The sequence below is a fragment of the Parabacteroides sp. APC149_11_2_Y6 genome (genome assembly GCF_054506995.1).
In genome coordinates this window covers 1,360,486-1,374,982 of the sequence record NZ_CP173709.1, presented here as the reverse complement: position 1 = coordinate 1,374,982, position 14,497 = coordinate 1,360,486, and the positions used below count along the sequence as shown (strand labels likewise).

11 protein-coding genes are annotated in these 14,497 nt (G+C 43.6%); 2 read left to right on the top strand and 9 right to left on the bottom strand.

What is annotated here, in order from left to right; translation table 11 throughout:
* Positions 1 to 16: 16 nt before the first annotated feature.
* From ACGE0T_RS05535 to ACGE0T_RS05510, 6 genes are all read right to left on the bottom strand, one after another.
* Positions 17 to 1,273 carry a Gfo/Idh/MocA family oxidoreductase gene (locus ACGE0T_RS05535; protein ID WP_459189541.1) on the bottom strand — a complete coding sequence of 419 codons (1,257 nt, stop codon included), beginning with the start codon at positions 1,271 to 1,273 and terminating at the stop codon, positions 17 to 19.
* 129 nt (positions 1,274 to 1,402) lie between these two features.
* Complete coding sequence (locus ACGE0T_RS05530; RefSeq protein WP_459189540.1) at positions 1,403 to 2,281, bottom strand: sugar phosphate isomerase/epimerase family protein; 879 nt, start codon at positions 2,279 to 2,281, stop codon at positions 1,403 to 1,405.
* An 86-nt stretch (positions 2,282 to 2,367) separates the two neighbouring features.
* Positions 2,368 to 4,158 (bottom strand): RagB/SusD family nutrient uptake outer membrane protein, encoded by a 1,791-nt coding sequence (locus tag ACGE0T_RS05525; protein WP_459189539.1) that lies wholly within the window; start codon positions 4,156 to 4,158, stop codon positions 2,368 to 2,370.
* A 14-nt stretch (positions 4,159 to 4,172) separates the two neighbouring features.
* The gene (locus ACGE0T_RS05520; protein WP_459189538.1) at positions 4,173 to 7,697 is read right to left on the bottom strand and encodes a TonB-dependent receptor; all 3,525 of its coding nucleotides are present in this window, start codon (positions 7,695 to 7,697) and stop codon (positions 4,173 to 4,175) included.
* Positions 7,698 to 7,802: 105 nt separating this feature from the next.
* Entirely contained in the window at positions 7,803 to 8,285 is a 483-nt protein-coding gene (locus ACGE0T_RS05515; protein WP_459189537.1) for a FecR family protein, read from the bottom strand.
* Positions 8,263 to 8,781: a FecR domain-containing protein gene (locus ACGE0T_RS05510; RefSeq protein ID WP_459189536.1), complete on the bottom strand. Its 519-nt coding sequence runs from the start codon at positions 8,779 to 8,781 to the stop codon at positions 8,263 to 8,265. Before ACGE0T_RS05510 ends, ACGE0T_RS05515 begins: the two co-directional genes overlap by 23 nt.
* Before the next feature lie 424 nt (positions 8,782 to 9,205).
* Here ACGE0T_RS05510 and ACGE0T_RS05505 point away from each other — a divergent pair, with 424 nt between their 5' ends.
* Positions 9,206 to 9,682, top strand: a complete 477-nt coding sequence (locus ACGE0T_RS05505) for a helix-turn-helix domain-containing protein (RefSeq protein WP_459189535.1) — start codon at positions 9,206 to 9,208, stop codon at positions 9,680 to 9,682.
* Between the two features lie 4 nt (positions 9,683 to 9,686).
* Here the strand turns inward: ACGE0T_RS05505 and ACGE0T_RS05500 are convergent, their stop codons facing one another.
* On the bottom strand, positions 9,687 to 10,343 hold the full coding sequence (locus ACGE0T_RS05500; protein ID WP_459189534.1) for an RNA polymerase sigma-70 factor: 657 nt from the start codon (positions 10,341 to 10,343) through the stop codon (positions 9,687 to 9,689).
* 204 nt (positions 10,344 to 10,547) lie between these two features.
* Between ACGE0T_RS05500 and ACGE0T_RS05495 the strand changes: the two genes are divergently transcribed.
* A complete protein-coding gene (locus ACGE0T_RS05495) occupies positions 10,548 to 11,729 on the top strand; it encodes a DUF418 domain-containing protein (protein WP_459189533.1) in 1,182 nt (393 codons plus the stop codon).
* A gap of 7 nt (positions 11,730 to 11,736) precedes the next feature.
* Here ACGE0T_RS05495 and ACGE0T_RS05490 read toward each other — a convergent pair whose 3' ends face one another.
* Positions 11,737 to 13,167, bottom strand: a complete 1,431-nt coding sequence (locus tag ACGE0T_RS05490; protein WP_459189532.1) for a calcineurin-like phosphoesterase C-terminal domain-containing protein — start codon at positions 13,165 to 13,167, stop codon at positions 11,737 to 11,739.
* Between the two features lie 33 nt (positions 13,168 to 13,200).
* Positions 13,201 to 14,478, bottom strand: coding sequence for an alpha amylase family protein (locus tag ACGE0T_RS05485; protein ID WP_459189531.1), 1,278 nt, complete (start codon positions 14,476 to 14,478; stop codon positions 13,201 to 13,203).
* Between the last annotated feature and the right edge of the window lie 19 nt (positions 14,479 to 14,497).

Genomic DNA, 14,497 nt, shown 5'->3' with positions numbered 1-14,497 from the left:
TCTACTCTCTCATCTATTAAATATTCCAGGGTCCGCGCATCGGCTGTTCCAGTAAACGATTTGCAGCTTCATCACCAACAAATTCCAACTTCACAGGGTCAAAGTTCAACGTCCGGTTCAGACGCAGAGCCACACCTCCCATATTTACTATCGTAGCAGACCTGAAACCATTACGTTCATTCAGAGCAAAAGGTTGGCGGGTTTTGATACATTCGATAAAATCAGTCACCTGAGGTTCCGGTTCCGGATATTCAGCCAGCTTTCTTTCCCAATCAGGAATATCGCAAACGAAATTCTTATATACATTGCCGTTCGGACCTGAGATATAAGGCGTGTTCGGATCACCATAATCGCCACCCCACAATACGATCTGGCAACCGTCGTCATACGTATATGTAATAGAACGCCAGGTTCCTACAGCATCCGGATGTTGTTGAGGAGCATCTACCTCCACTTTTACAGGACTGGTTTCATCTTTACCCAGAATGTATTGTACTGGATCGATATAATGTTGCCCCATATCTCCCAAACCTCCGGCATCATAATCCCAATATCCGCGGAAAGTCTGATGTACGCGATGTGCATTATACGGTTTATAAGGAGCCGGGCCCAACCACATGTCATAATCCAGTTCGGCAGGTACCGATTGTGGTTCCAAGTAATCTTTTCCTACCCAATAAAATTTCCAGTCGAAACCCGTATGTTTACTGATTGTCACTTTCAAAGGCCAGCCTAACATACCGCTTTGCACTAATTTCTTTAAAGGTTTAACGGGCGTTCCCAGTCCATAGAACTGGTCTTCAAAACGGAACCAGGTGTTCAGGCGGAACATACGTCCATACTGCTTCATGGCTTCCATCACCCGCTTGCCTTCCCCGATAGTACGTGTCATAGGCTTTTCACACCACACGTCTTTTCCGGCTTTTGCTGCTTCAACAGACATAATTCCATGCCAGTGCGGCGGAGTTGCAATGTGCACAATGTCCACATTCTCATCCAAAATCAAATCACGGAAATCATGATAAGCGGCGATTTTATCTTTTACCAGCTGTTTTCCCAGTTCCAAATGCTTTTTATCCACATCACAAACAGCAACCAGGCGTGTACCGGCATAATTCACATGCCCGCGTCCCATACCACCGGTACCAATAATACCTTTAGTTAATTGATCACTCGGGGCAATATATCCATTCCCCAACACATGGCGCGGCACAATAGAGAATAATGCCACCCCCCCAAGGGTCTTTAGGAACCCTCTTCTACTTGTCTTCATGGTATAATCTATTTATATCGATTAAGTACTTAATTACCTTTCCTTAAAAAAGAAGATTGACAAATATATTAATTATTTAATAATTCAGCGAATCAATAATTAATTATTTTATAAATCAAGCTTCAATTATTAATTATCCAATAATCCCTGCAAGTATTTGCGGGTCTTAATAATATAGTCCCGTTGGCTGCCGTTCAACTCACATTCAATAGTCAGCGAACCGTGGTAATTCTGTTTTTTCAGTTCGGCAATAACTGCCGGGAAATTCACTTCACCCTCCGGGATATTGACTTCCGCACCCAACTCATAAGGGTCTGTCGGATATTTACCGTCTTTCGCATGAAATTCCTTAATCAGGCTGCCAAACATTTTCACTGCATCCAAAGCATTTGCTTTACCGTACATGATCAGATTAGCGAGGTCGCAATTGATAAAAACATTGCCTGTTCCTATATCATGAATCGCACGAATCAGCGTTGTAGGCGTTTCCTGCCCTGTCTCGAAATAAATCATGATATTCCGTTCTTTGGCATAGTTTGCCAATCCTTTCATCACCCGGATAAAATCTTTATATTGTTCAGAAGACGGATCTTCCGGAATAAATCCGAAATGTGAATGCATGGCCGGTATATCTGCCATCACACAAAAATCGATCATCTTCTTGTAAGTTTCCAATTTTTCTTCGCGTCCCTCCTTCGGAACTAAACCGATAGTAGCCGGGCCCTGACGGAAATTCCATACGCAATGTCCCGGAACACCTACTAACGTTGTCACTTTTATCTGATGTTTTTTGGATGCCGCTTTTACTTTATCGGCAAAAGCCTTATCCACTGTATTTTTATAATTTAGCTGGCAAGAGCCGAAGCCCAGTTCGTGCAGTTCTTTAAAACTCTTATCAATATCACTGTGGTCATATTGAATAACCCCGATTGTAATTTTATCCTGGGCCTTAACAAACGAAAATGTAAAGAGTAACACTAATAGCAACAATGAGGTTTTTGTTTTCATGATATTATAAAGTATTAAAAATTTGACGTTACAGAAATTCAAGGACGCAGTTGTCAACCGCGTCCTTGCAAAGATAAACTATTATTTTATTCCATCGTCGGATTAAATGTCCCACCCCAATTAGAATTTTGCTCTAAATTCGGATTTTCATCTATATTAACTTGTTGAATCGGGAAGAAGTAGAAAGATTCTTCAATGATAAACTTTTTCTCTGCTGCATCCGTATAAGGAACCTGGCGAACTACATAACGGAAATCTTCCGGTTTCAATTCATTTTTCAGAGCCAATTCCTTAGCCTTGTTCAAATCCATTTCCGAACCGTCGGGATTGATTGCAATGGCTTCCACACCATATTTTGTCAGGTTATTCAACTGCATCATATTGCGTGTACGGCGCAAATCCCAGAAACGGTGTCCTTCATAGCACAATTCCACATTACGTTCATCCAGAATTGCCTGACGGATTTCTTCACGGCTGCCCACTTTCAATCCATACAGGCCATCCGTGCCCGCTTCGATTCCGGCACGTTTACGAATATCCTTCAACATTTGGACAGATACATCCGAATGGTTTGTTTCATTCGCCGCCTCGGCATAAATAAACATTACTTCGGCAAAACGCATCAGAATGTAGTCGATATCATATGTCATAACTTTTTCCTGGGATAAAGATAAGTCCGAGGCCTTATAAATATACATGCCGGTAAAGATATCGTTATTCGTAGCATTCACATGAGCATTCGGATTTATACCATACTGGTCGCCCGGATCACACAATCCCAGCGCATTGTATTGCCTGTAACCAGTCGGTTTGCCCGCCACCGGATATTCTGCTCCATTATGCAAAACGACCTTTTCAAAACGCGGGTCGCGGTTTACCCAGAATGATTGCAAAAGTTCACCTTCGGTCTTAGCATATTTGCCTGACGGGTCATCAAACTTCTTACCATCCAGCATTGGAAAGGCTTTTACAAAATCCCAGGTCGGATTATTATATGCCTTATCACGGCTGACCGAAGCCGGGCGAGTCGTATATTCCCATACAGAAGTTTTATTCGGATTCGAATTGACAACCGGGAATACCACTTCCGGCCCCTTTTCCTTCACCCAGATATCCTCATAGTTTTCCGTCAAAGCCACCCCGTGTGCCACACAGAAATCATAAGCCTCTTTTGCTGCCGTGTAAGCTTCTTCCCAATATTTATTACCATACATATTTTTAGGGTTAAACTGCGGAGAAGCCTTTAACAATAAAGTTTTCGCTTTCCACGATTTAGCAAAAACCTGGTCTATATGTCCATAATCGGGAGAATCGCCTTTTATTTTTTCCGGCAACAGAGGAATTGCTTTTTCAAGGTCGGCAATCATTTTATCAAAACATTCGGGTGTACTTGTACGGTGAACATACAAATCGTCCGTATCCTTATCCTGGGGAGTTGTGATATAAGGTACGCCTCCATGATAAAGCACCATCCAATAATACATATAAGCACGCATAAAGTAAGCCTGCCCCAACAATGAATTAGCAGTCTCTTTGTCTATCGTACTTGCCTCCAACTGCTGAATGGCAACATTGATATGCCGGATTTCATTATATGTCCATTTCTTATAATCGCCACCGGTAATTGTAATCTTTCCCAGATAGAACTCAATACCCGACAATTGTTCCGAGTTTGCATCCGCACCAGAATTCCAATTACCGAAACATTCGGCATACAGATTGTTCACATAGGCAGTTGCCAGGTTCACATCCGTCCAGACCATTGTTTCATCATAACTGTTCAAGTTATCGATGTCCAATGTATTACAGCTTGTCGTTACTCCGCCCAAAACAGCGGCAGTACACAAGATTGCATATTTTATTTCTTTCAATTTCATACTCTTCATGATTATTAGAATGTAAAGTTAAGACCAAATGTAAATGTCTTCATCAGAGGATAAGAATCATAGTATTCCTGTTCCGGGTCCATAAATTCATTAATAGCGGATATAGAGAACAGGTTCGTTGCATTTACAAATATCTGTGCCTGAGTCAGACCTAACGGGCGTAAAATTGCTTTCGGCAAATCATATCCGACATTCAGGTTCTTCAAACGCAAATAAGCACCATTCCTCAACCAGAAACTGGTCTTTCCCACTCCTGATTCATACCAGCTCTGGCCAACCACACGCGGGTACTTTCCATCCGGATTATCCAGGCTCCAGCAATCATCACTCGTCCAGATTGGGAAATAAGGACGGGTCGCACCGCCATGCTGGTAGAAACCGCCGTCTACACCGCCTACCGCGCGATCATATTTACCTACGCCCTGGAAGTGAACATCCACCGAGATGCCTTTCCATTTGATTTTACCGCCAAAACCATAGTTGATACGCGGAGTCGTATTCTCTGACAATAAATTGTAATAGTCATTACCATCAATCTTGCCATCCGGTCCGGGAGCATATCCATCGCCTCGTGTATCTTCATATAAAATACCTCCCAAATAAGGATCGCGGCCAAACTGTTTGAAACCTTTTGCCTTCAAAGCATCCACTTCTTCCTGAGTACGGATAAGGCCAACAGCCTTATAACCAATCAAACGGCTGTCGGACATACCAATCTTCGACAGGTTTTCGAGGTTTCCGCCTGCTTTATATACTGCCGATTCGTCCAGAATATCCCACTGGTCGCGCGAGAAACCTAAATTCAAATAAACAGAATAGTCGATTGCACCTTTTGCAGCCTTATCCATCCAGGTTAAAGCCAGTTCGCCACCTCGCCAAGAGCGGGCCGCATAGTTTTCCGGAGCCAGGCTCTGTCCGTAGGTGCTCGGTATGGAAATCGTACGCGGGCCTAAGATGTCCGTTTCCTTACGATAGAACGCATCGAATGTACCACTCAAGCGATTATCAAAGAAACCGAAATCCAAACCGCCATTATAAGTCGTAGACGTAGCCCATGTCAATGCCAGGTTCGGCGTATCCCCCGCTTTGATTCCGTTCGCCAGATTCGAACCGAACACATACGGTTTGTCTGTCACTCTTTCATATTTCTGGATAAACGAGAATGCCGTAATTTTATCAATCGGGTCTTTGCTCAAATCCAAATCATTACCGGTCGTACCGTAGGAGAAGCGTAATTTCAGGTTGCTCAACCAATCCGATGTCCTTTCCATAAACGATTCCTGGCTGATACGCCATGCAGCAGATACGGAAGGGAAAAATCCCCAACGATGGTCTTTCGGGAACAAGGTATTGCCATCATAACGGAAAGAAAACTCGGCGATATACTTCTGGTCGTAGGTATAATTGAAACGGCCGATCCACGACAAACGTCCGCCGGTATATTCTTCCGCATCTCCCCAACGGCGTTCCGCATCACTGGAGAATACAAACATCTGGTCGATATGCGTCAGCGGGTCTTCCCCTTTCGCCTGTACATATTCGCCCCCATTGGATGCCTGTTCGAATACGACCATCGCACCTACATCATGCTTGCCGAATGAATTATTGTAGTTGACGAACCAGTTGAACTGTTCGCTCCACAAGGATTTCATCTGATAATGCAGGTTTTCATAATTCTGGCTGAAGTTGAAGATATTATATTCGTCGACATTCAACGGTGCCGGCAAGAAACGGTTTCCGCTCGGATCTGCCTGCTGGAATTTATAGTTTTTCTGGTAAGTCATATATTTCTTACGGGAGAAATCCTTGCCCACATAGTTTGCCGTTACTTTAGTAGACAACCCTTTTACCAGGAAGCCCAAGTCCACATTGAACGAAACGATGCCGTTCATATTCCTGCGGCGGGTCTTAATGTAACGGTCGCCAATCACCTGGTCTACCACGTTCCATCCCTGCCAGGAGCCGAAATCCGGATAAATCGGGTAATCCGTCTGTTCATTAGCCGGCGTGCCGTCCAGATATGAATAGAAAGGCGTTGTTTTAAGGGAGTTGAATGTACAACGGTACAAGTCGTATACCACCTGGTCGTCGTCATCCGAGAACGGCCAGTAAAAACGCTTGTCGTCGGACTGATTGGCAGCCAGGTTCACATTCATGGAGATATATTTCGACAAATTCATCGTAATGTTCGAACGCAAAGAGTATTTCTTGTTTTTCAGGTTTTCATAAGAGCCTTCCTCGCCCAGAAAACTACCCATTACATAATACTGGACTTTTTCCGAACCGCCGGTCACACTCAACGAATGCTTCGTATTCCACGGGTTCTGCCAGATCCAATCGTTTATATTATAACTCCTGTCTTTAAAATAATCAAATTCGGCCTGACCGTTCGGCAGTTTTGTTCCATTAAACTCGGCCACCTTATTCTGATAAGCCAACTCATCTGTGGCAGACCACATATCTGAGAACAGTTCCTTGGTCGGCTTGCTGAATGAATAGGTTCCCTGATAGTTAAATACAGGCTTGCTGTTCTTCACACCGCCACGGGTTGTCACCAGTACAACGCCATTACCGGCAGCCGAACCGTACACAGACGCAGTTGCCGCATCTTTCAGGAAACTCAACTGGTCGATTTCATTCGGTTCCAAGGCATCAAAAGCTTCCTTGTCACGAATAATGCCATCGATAACGAACAGCGGGTCACCGAAGCCGCCGCGCATACGTATCTGCGAAGACGCTCCCATCAAACCGGAGTTGCCGGTAATTGTCATACCCGGTGCACGTCCCGCCAATGAATTGGAAAGGTTGGAGTTCGGAATAGCCGTCAGTTCTTCCGCTTTTACATTCGAAATGGAACCGGTCATGTTCACTTTCTTCTGGACGCCATAACCTACCACAACGACCTCATCCAGTTTCTGCGTATCTTCATGCAGAGTAATATTGAACGCAGTCTTATTATTTACCGGAATCTGCTGGTCCAGATAACCGATATACGAAACCACCAAGGTGGCACCATCCGGAACATCCGGCAATGTAAACTTGCCATCCAGATCCGTTACCGTACCCTGCGTCAAGCCTTTCACTACAATATTCGCACCGATAACAGGCAATCCGCTATCGTCGATAATCGTACCCGTTATCGTTTTTTTCTTCTGTTGTTTAACGGCATTTTTATATTCCGCTTCGGAGAAAGAAGAATTTCTCCGGGTTTCGTCTTTCAAGAAAATCCGGTTGTCCACGATTTTAAACGAGATGCCCGTATTCCTGAAAACCTGTTTCAAGACACTTTCTATATGTTTATTTTTTACATTGATTGAAACCTGCGAAATTTCTTTGTTCAATAATGCTTCATCATAAGAAAATTCATAACCCGTCTGCCGGCTTATGCTTTGTATGACTGTACCGACTGTTGTCTTGTTTAAAGCCAGTTCCAGATTCACATACAAAGCATGTGCGTCGTTTACTGCCAATGCAGGAGATGCGGCAGCCAAAAACATTGCCAGAGTGGCAATAGATGCTTTTTTATTCATACATGTGATTTGTTTTGTTAGTACTAATTTTTCAGTTACAAATAGCTTGTAATGTTTCTGTAATGTGTTTAATTGTTCTTCTTCCGTCTAATTCCTCATAGGCATTCATTTTTTAGTTGTACTTTCCCATATAAAGACCTCCGTCCCTTCTATCCTGTAACGGACAGGAGCCAGATATCCCAATAAATTCAGTATATCCTGCAAGTTTTCATCCTTATTGAACACGCACCTGAATTTGCGCCGGGCCAGTTCGGACGATTCGATATTTATGTTCACGTTGTATTTGGCAGAAAGCAGGTTTGCGATCTCCCGTAGTGTGGCATTTTCAAAAATGGATTGGTTCAACCGCCAGGTTGCACACAGATTTACATCTACCTTTTCCGATATATATTGATGATTGGCATGGGTATAAGTAACTTTCTCTCCCGGCGACATAGTCATCACCTCATTCCGGTCTTGGTCCAGCAAAGCTACTTTGCCCCTTACCAGGGTCGTTTCTATCTTCTTGTTTGCAAGGTCTGTTTTTAAATCAAAGGCCGTACCCAGCACCTTTATTTGCAGATATTCAGTAGATATATAAAAGGGCATTTGCGTACTTTGAGACGTCAAAGTACGCTTCTCCTTGCAAGGAGACTTCCCGCGTCTTTTTTCCAAAAGACGCAGGATATTTTAAGGAAGACCCGCCTTTCAACCAGACGGATGTTCCGTCTGCCAGCATAAATTGTTTCATATCCTCCCCATGCTTTACGGCAATCGTCACACAGGTTTCAGGCTTATAATATTCCCAACCCGCATATGAAAGAGAAAGCAGCAGCAGGGCCACAGCCGCATATTTCATGACCGAACGGAAAAGACGGAAACGGGATGTCCTGTTTATCTTTGTATTTACCACATCCAACGCCTTTTCTATATGTTCAGGTGTATTATACTGCATATACTTCCGGGAAATACGCAATTTGACCAGTCCGGAAAAGATTTTTTCATTCTCTTCCGAAAGATTACGCCATTCCGTCACTGCCTCCGACTCTTCCCGGGAGAGTGCATCTATCAGATATTTCGCTAACAATGTATAATCAAAGTCCATTTTTCCTTTTTATGTAAGCTAAACGGTTTACCCCGGAAATTTACTGAGCTAAAATGATATTTTTTTCAAATCAGGACTGTTTTTTTATGGCAGCATCCGTATGGGGCGGCTTGTTCTTCCCTGCCTGCCTCGTAAAAACATCGATTTATTTTAGGATTCAATATGTAAAAATAAAATAAATCACATCCGAACATGGTATATGATTACAGCATATAAAGAAATTCATGTAAGAAGCCGTTATCTGATTATAATAAATAAAGAAAACCATATATAAAGCCGTTATTCAATTACGTAAACTTAAAAAAATCGTGTTGGATCATGTTATTTATATATGGATACCATAATCGACCGCCTCTTTTCATGGTAAAAAATATGTTTAAACCAAATAAAACTATATTTTTGCATTAAACATATTCTATAAACCATGAAAATTCAAAGAAAGCCCCCGCAGTTCAATCTGGAGAAGCTCTATGCTTCGCCTTTTACCTACGAACGCAAGTACCGTCCCGACGGCAGCATCTATTGGGAGAAGCTTACCGACCCAAATCCTGCCACGGGCATCGATGCATTGGACGATTTCCTTCGTTACCTTCGCTCCGGCTACCGTACGGTCAAAGGCATCGCCTCGCTAATAGGCGTAACGGCCCCCGAACTGAACGCTTTCGTGAAAATCCTTACGGGACAAAATGCATCGGAATTTATCCGCCTCTATCTGGTGCATCAGGCACAGTTGATGCTGAAATACACGGATTTGACCGTGGACGAAATCGCCCAACATTGCAGTTTCAGCAGCAATTCCAACCTTACGCAGTCGTTCATCCCCGTGGTAGGCGTTTCGCCGAAGATATATCGCTACCAACATCAAGGGCCGCTCGACAGAGGACGTTTCCGGATAAAATAGGATATCAGGCGCCAATCGTATGTACGCCTTGGGAAAGAAGGGAATAGGAAAGACAAAGGCAAAGCATGTAATAATCGTTTTTGGACATATGCCCTTTCAGGAATTTAAGGGCCAGATAAAGATGGCTTTCCACCGTGCGCTGAGGCATCCGGAGTTGTTCCGAAACTTCTTTGGCTGTCAGGCCTTTTATATAGCTAAGGATAAAAACTTCACGGCGCTGTGCAGGCATCTGTTCAAGCAATTCATATAAACGGTGATAGAAATCCTTGGTGTAAAGTTCTTCCATAACAGGAGTGTCTCCTTTCAGCAGGGATTGGTAATCTTCCAGATGTTTTTCGTAAAGATGCGTGTTATACTTTTCCATCGAGCTGTTTTTCCTGAAAGAATCCAGGCAACGCGTATAGGCCGCTTGAAACAGATAGGAATGGAAACCTTCGCCGGCATACATTTTTTTACGATTTTCCCACACATATAGAAAAACATCCTGAACAATGTCTTCCGCCGCCTCATCTTCTACGATAGCGGCAACATAGGCCATTACCCGGGGATAGAAATAGCGGAATAAACTGTTGAAAGCTTCCCGGTCTCCTTTTTTTAGTTTTTCTACCAATGAAATGTCAAACATGCGGCGTATTTTATGCGGAACGTTATAAGTTATCATAAACCCGCTACAAATTTAACAAACGGAAACGAAACATGAAATAATTTCAGAATATAAAACAGAATCAGGCTGGTTCTTCAATACCTACAAAACTTCATTTACCGTAAAAACTATACTTTTACCTGTAATTTGTATAACTCCCATGTTTTTCATTCACCTTATCTTTGCCACATCATTAATATACAAATAAACAACCTGTTTTTTATGCAAATGAACACGTTTGACAAGGTAAAAAGTCTTTCCTCCCGGATTACAGTTATTGATGCCATGCGCGGAATTGCCTTAATCGGTATTTGCCTGACACACGCTATGCAATATTTTGGCGTCGGATTCCCTTCTTCCCCCGAATTTTTTCCCTGGGAAGGAACTATGAACGAGGCTGCACGTTGGTTCATCCAATACTTTGTAGCGTCTAAATTCTATATTATTTTCTCATTGCTTTTCGGATTAAGTTTCTTTATCCAGATGGACCGCGCCGCACAAAAAGGGATTGATTTCCGCTCCCGTTTTTTCTGGCGGCTGACGTTATTGCTCATTATCGGTTTACTGCACAGCCTGGTGTTCCGTTTGGATATCCTGAGTATTTATGCCATCCTCGGCTTCCCGCTGGTGTTGATGTATAAATTATCGAATAAGATTCTGGTTGGGCTCGCTTTGTTTTTCCTCCTTGGCGGCGTACAGTTAGGTATTGTGGGATATAAAGCCCTTAACCAACCCAAGCAGCAGGAAGAATCGGTTCAGGCAAATGCCCGTCCCGCACGCATACAGCCGGCTACCAATTTTAAGGAAATGGCTATTCAAAACGCTACCGGCGGGATGATGCGTAAACTGAACTACCAAGTGCAATCCGGGCGTATATTCATGACATTGGGATTAATTGTCGGAAGGATACGTTTATTCGAGAATCTGAATATCTACCGTACGATCCTTTACCGGTGGGCAGGAGTAGCAGCAATCCTTCTGGCTTTGCTCTACTTATTACAACCGTACATGCCACGAAGTAATCCGGATAATCTTGAAGGTTGGATATCCATGCCTGCCGGCAACATGATTAACCTGTTGTCCGCTTATCTATGGATTGTATTCATCGTTTGGGCCTACCGTTCGGAAAAGGTGCAAAAAGCACTGGCTCCCGTTGTAAGTTACGGACGGATGGGGCTAACCAACTATATAGCACAATCGGTTATCGGTGTCCTGTTATTTGTCCGGTTTGGTTTAGGATTAGGAGAATATCTCGGAACATTCTTTGCAATGCTTTTATGTACGGGCTACACGGTACTGCAAATAGCAGGAAGCCATTACTGGCTGAAAAAGTTCCGGTACGGACCGCTGGAATGGCTGTGGCGCTCCGGAACATATATGAAATGGCAACCGCTCCGAAAATAATATACGCTTATTTAAAGCGATTCCCGAAACGGTCGATGACTTCAACAGACACTTTGCTCTCCGGCGAAGACGGCACGGCGTAAAACAGATGTCCGGTCGATGCGGTTCCCAACCAATCATAACGGAATGCCCCTTTATTCCTGCGATAAAAATCCGCAGTAAAAGGGTCATTCCCTTTATATTGAATCATTTCTCCCTGTTTTATTCCATTCTCATACCAGTATACTTTCCATGCCGGGTCATAATTCCAGACATTTACGGTTACGGCATCCGGTTTTTCCGGATTCGTCCCCAACGGATGGACACGGAACTGGCAGTTTTTATCCTTTCCCCGGCATTTATAATACCAGGAAATCGAATCGCCATCCACTTCATATACGGCATATCCCTGCGGAGTGCCGTCACTGCAATCGTCCCCTTGCCAGAACTGTCCGCAAAGTGCGGCGTGTACATGTTCATACAAACTGTCCGCCAATACAAAATTTTCGTTATAATGAGTATGCCCCGACATAATGTGCGTGCGGTAGGGAGACAAAATCTTATACAATTGACGCCTGTTTTGCAAAGCGGAATGATTCGATTCCTTCGACCATTCCTTATTCCGTGCCTCACGGGTATACGTCGGGATATGGAAAGAGACAACCACCGTACGGCCCGGTTCTATCCTGCTCAAATCCTGCTCCAGCCAATTAAGCTGTTTCTCCGTCAGATAAGCGATGGTTGCCGAACTGCGCCCCACGCAAAAGACATCATCCAAGATAACATAATGGATTTTTCCCCTGTCGAAAGAGTAATAATCCGGACCGAAATGTTGTTTGAAAGTCTTTTTAGCTCCTTCGTCCGTACGTGCATTGTCCACATCGTGGTTGCCCGGAGTATAGAAAAACGGAACACCACCTGTTTCCAGTATGGCTTTCACTTTGGGCATATAAGACTTGTCGTCTCCTACAATATCCCCGCATAGAATACCATGAAGCGGCAGCTTTTCATAATTGGCATTTATCAGTTGTTGCATATCTTTTACCGAAGCCGCAACCAGCTCCAAATCGCTATCCACATAGACCTGAGGATCTGCCCAAACAAAAAAAGCATGCTTATTATCGTCCACCGGCAATTGCTTCAAGGCGAAATCAAAACGTTGCTTTTTGGCAGACTTATCCGTCACCGGCAAATAAAAACTACCTGGTAACAATTCATAGCCCGACGGTGTGGAAATATAGATAAATTCAGCGTCCCGGGAACTCTGCAAATAATAATGCCCTTGTTTATCCGTAACCGTTATCCGGATACCATCGGTGACCGGAACACCTGCCACCGGCTTGCCCTCACAACGTACAGTCCCACTGAATCCGATATTTTTTAAATCGGCCTGTGCCTGGCAGGGATATACAGCCAGACACAGGAAGAACAAACATATATTTCTGATTGCCTGCTTCATTCTATATTTTGCTTTCTTACAAAAAGATACAACTTAGTAACCTGCTTTGTCTATTGCCCGTTTAAATGTATCCCACAAATCATACTCAATTACCTGTACAATATCAAACACCACCAATCCGTCGGTTTGTGTCAACGATAAATAAGTAGCATCCTCCATTATATCTTTAGCCAGGGCATAAATACTTCCCAGCATAATCGTTTCCCCTCCTATTATTTCACGTCCTTTGGCATAGGCGTACTCCATAGACTCCGGATCACTTTTCCCATACACTTTGCTCAGATATGCACCATTCATAAAATGGCTCAGGTACGATGCAAATCCGGTCTTCTTATACTCTTTGGAAGCCCAGGGATATTTCCCATAAGGGTCGTATTCATTACCACCCCAGTTTTGACCTTGCCGGTACAGACCATGATGCCAGGAAGCAGCCCAATAATCCAATCCCATATCGGGACGGATTTTTTTGATTTCCCCTTTCACCTCTTTAATGAAATCATGTATCACCATCGCCCTGTATTCGTACCATAAAGGGGCATAGACTCCGTCCTTTACATACCAATCCCCTTTTTTGTCCCTCTCCCAAGTAAAAATATCGGTCGGGAAATCCGGAACCTTTTCACCGATATACTTTTCAAAATCAATTCTGGAGGCTTCGGAGAAATCGGTTTCGACACCCGAATAACGACAATAGTCCAGGACAAAAATATCGAACTGATAGTTAGATACGATTTCCTTTATAAACCCAAGACAATATTCCCTCACCTCCGGTAGTATAGGATTCAAGAAAGCGGCTACTTTTGTACTGTCGTCCCGTATATCCATCATTCCGGTCGGTGCGTATTCGATAGCCGTTTTTCCATCCCACCGCTTATCTGCATAAACAACGCCTTTTTTCTTTGCCGGACGTCCTGCCGGGAATATCATTGCCGATACGGCAACTTTCAAATCCCTTTTTCGCGCTTCCTTGATAAAGAACTGCAAATAATCCCACTTCTGCTGGGGACGGGCATCGTGCATATGTTTTGTCCGTTTATAATGGACAAAGCCATCGGTTGCCTTGACATCCACAACGATCGTATTGAACCCGGTATCCTTTATTTTATCCAGATAATAACGAATCGTATCCCGGTTCGAGAAGCGTTTATAATTGGCTTCCGCATCCAACCAAATATACTTGGGCTTTTCGGTTTTCTCCGCCTTTACCATCGCAGGAAGGCTGGATAGCAAAATGATGAGAAAAAGGAAAAAGCATTTTGCCGCATATAGGCAACGCAAAGCACGCGGGCTCCTGCCGGATGATTTATTCATTTTATGTTTATCGCTATAC

Excerpts from the sequence above, each read along its gene's own strand:
- ACGE0T_RS05535 (WP_459189541.1), bottom strand. The coding sequence starts at position 1,273 with ATGAAGACAAGTAGAAGAGGGTTCCTAAAGACCCTTGGGGGGGTGGCA.
- ACGE0T_RS05530 (WP_459189540.1), bottom strand. The coding sequence starts at position 2,281 with ATGAAAACAAAAACCTCATTGTTGCTATTAGTGTTACTCTTTACATTT.
- ACGE0T_RS05525 (WP_459189539.1), bottom strand. The coding sequence starts at position 4,158 with ATGAAATTGAAAGAAATAAAATATGCAATCTTGTGTACTGCCGCTGTT.
- ACGE0T_RS05520 (WP_459189538.1), bottom strand. The coding sequence starts at position 7,697 with ATGAATAAAAAAGCATCTATTGCCACTCTGGCAATGTTTTTGGCTGCC.
- ACGE0T_RS05515 (WP_459189537.1), bottom strand. The coding sequence starts at position 8,285 with ATGCCCTTTTATATATCTACTGAATATCTGCAAATAAAGGTGCTGGGT.
- ACGE0T_RS05510 (WP_459189536.1), bottom strand. The coding sequence starts at position 8,781 with ATGGACTTTGATTATACATTGTTAGCGAAATATCTGATAGATGCACTC.
- ACGE0T_RS05505 (WP_459189535.1), top strand. The coding sequence starts at position 9,206 with ATGAAAATTCAAAGAAAGCCCCCGCAGTTCAATCTGGAGAAGCTCTAT.
- ACGE0T_RS05500 (WP_459189534.1), bottom strand. The coding sequence starts at position 10,343 with ATGATAACTTATAACGTTCCGCATAAAATACGCCGCATGTTTGACATT.
- ACGE0T_RS05495 (WP_459189533.1), top strand. The coding sequence starts at position 10,548 with ATGCAAATGAACACGTTTGACAAGGTAAAAAGTCTTTCCTCCCGGATT.
- ACGE0T_RS05490 (WP_459189532.1), bottom strand. The coding sequence starts at position 13,167 with ATGAAGCAGGCAATCAGAAATATATGTTTGTTCTTCCTGTGTCTGGCT.
- ACGE0T_RS05485 (WP_459189531.1), bottom strand. The coding sequence starts at position 14,478 with ATGAATAAATCATCCGGCAGGAGCCCGCGTGCTTTGCGTTGCCTATAT.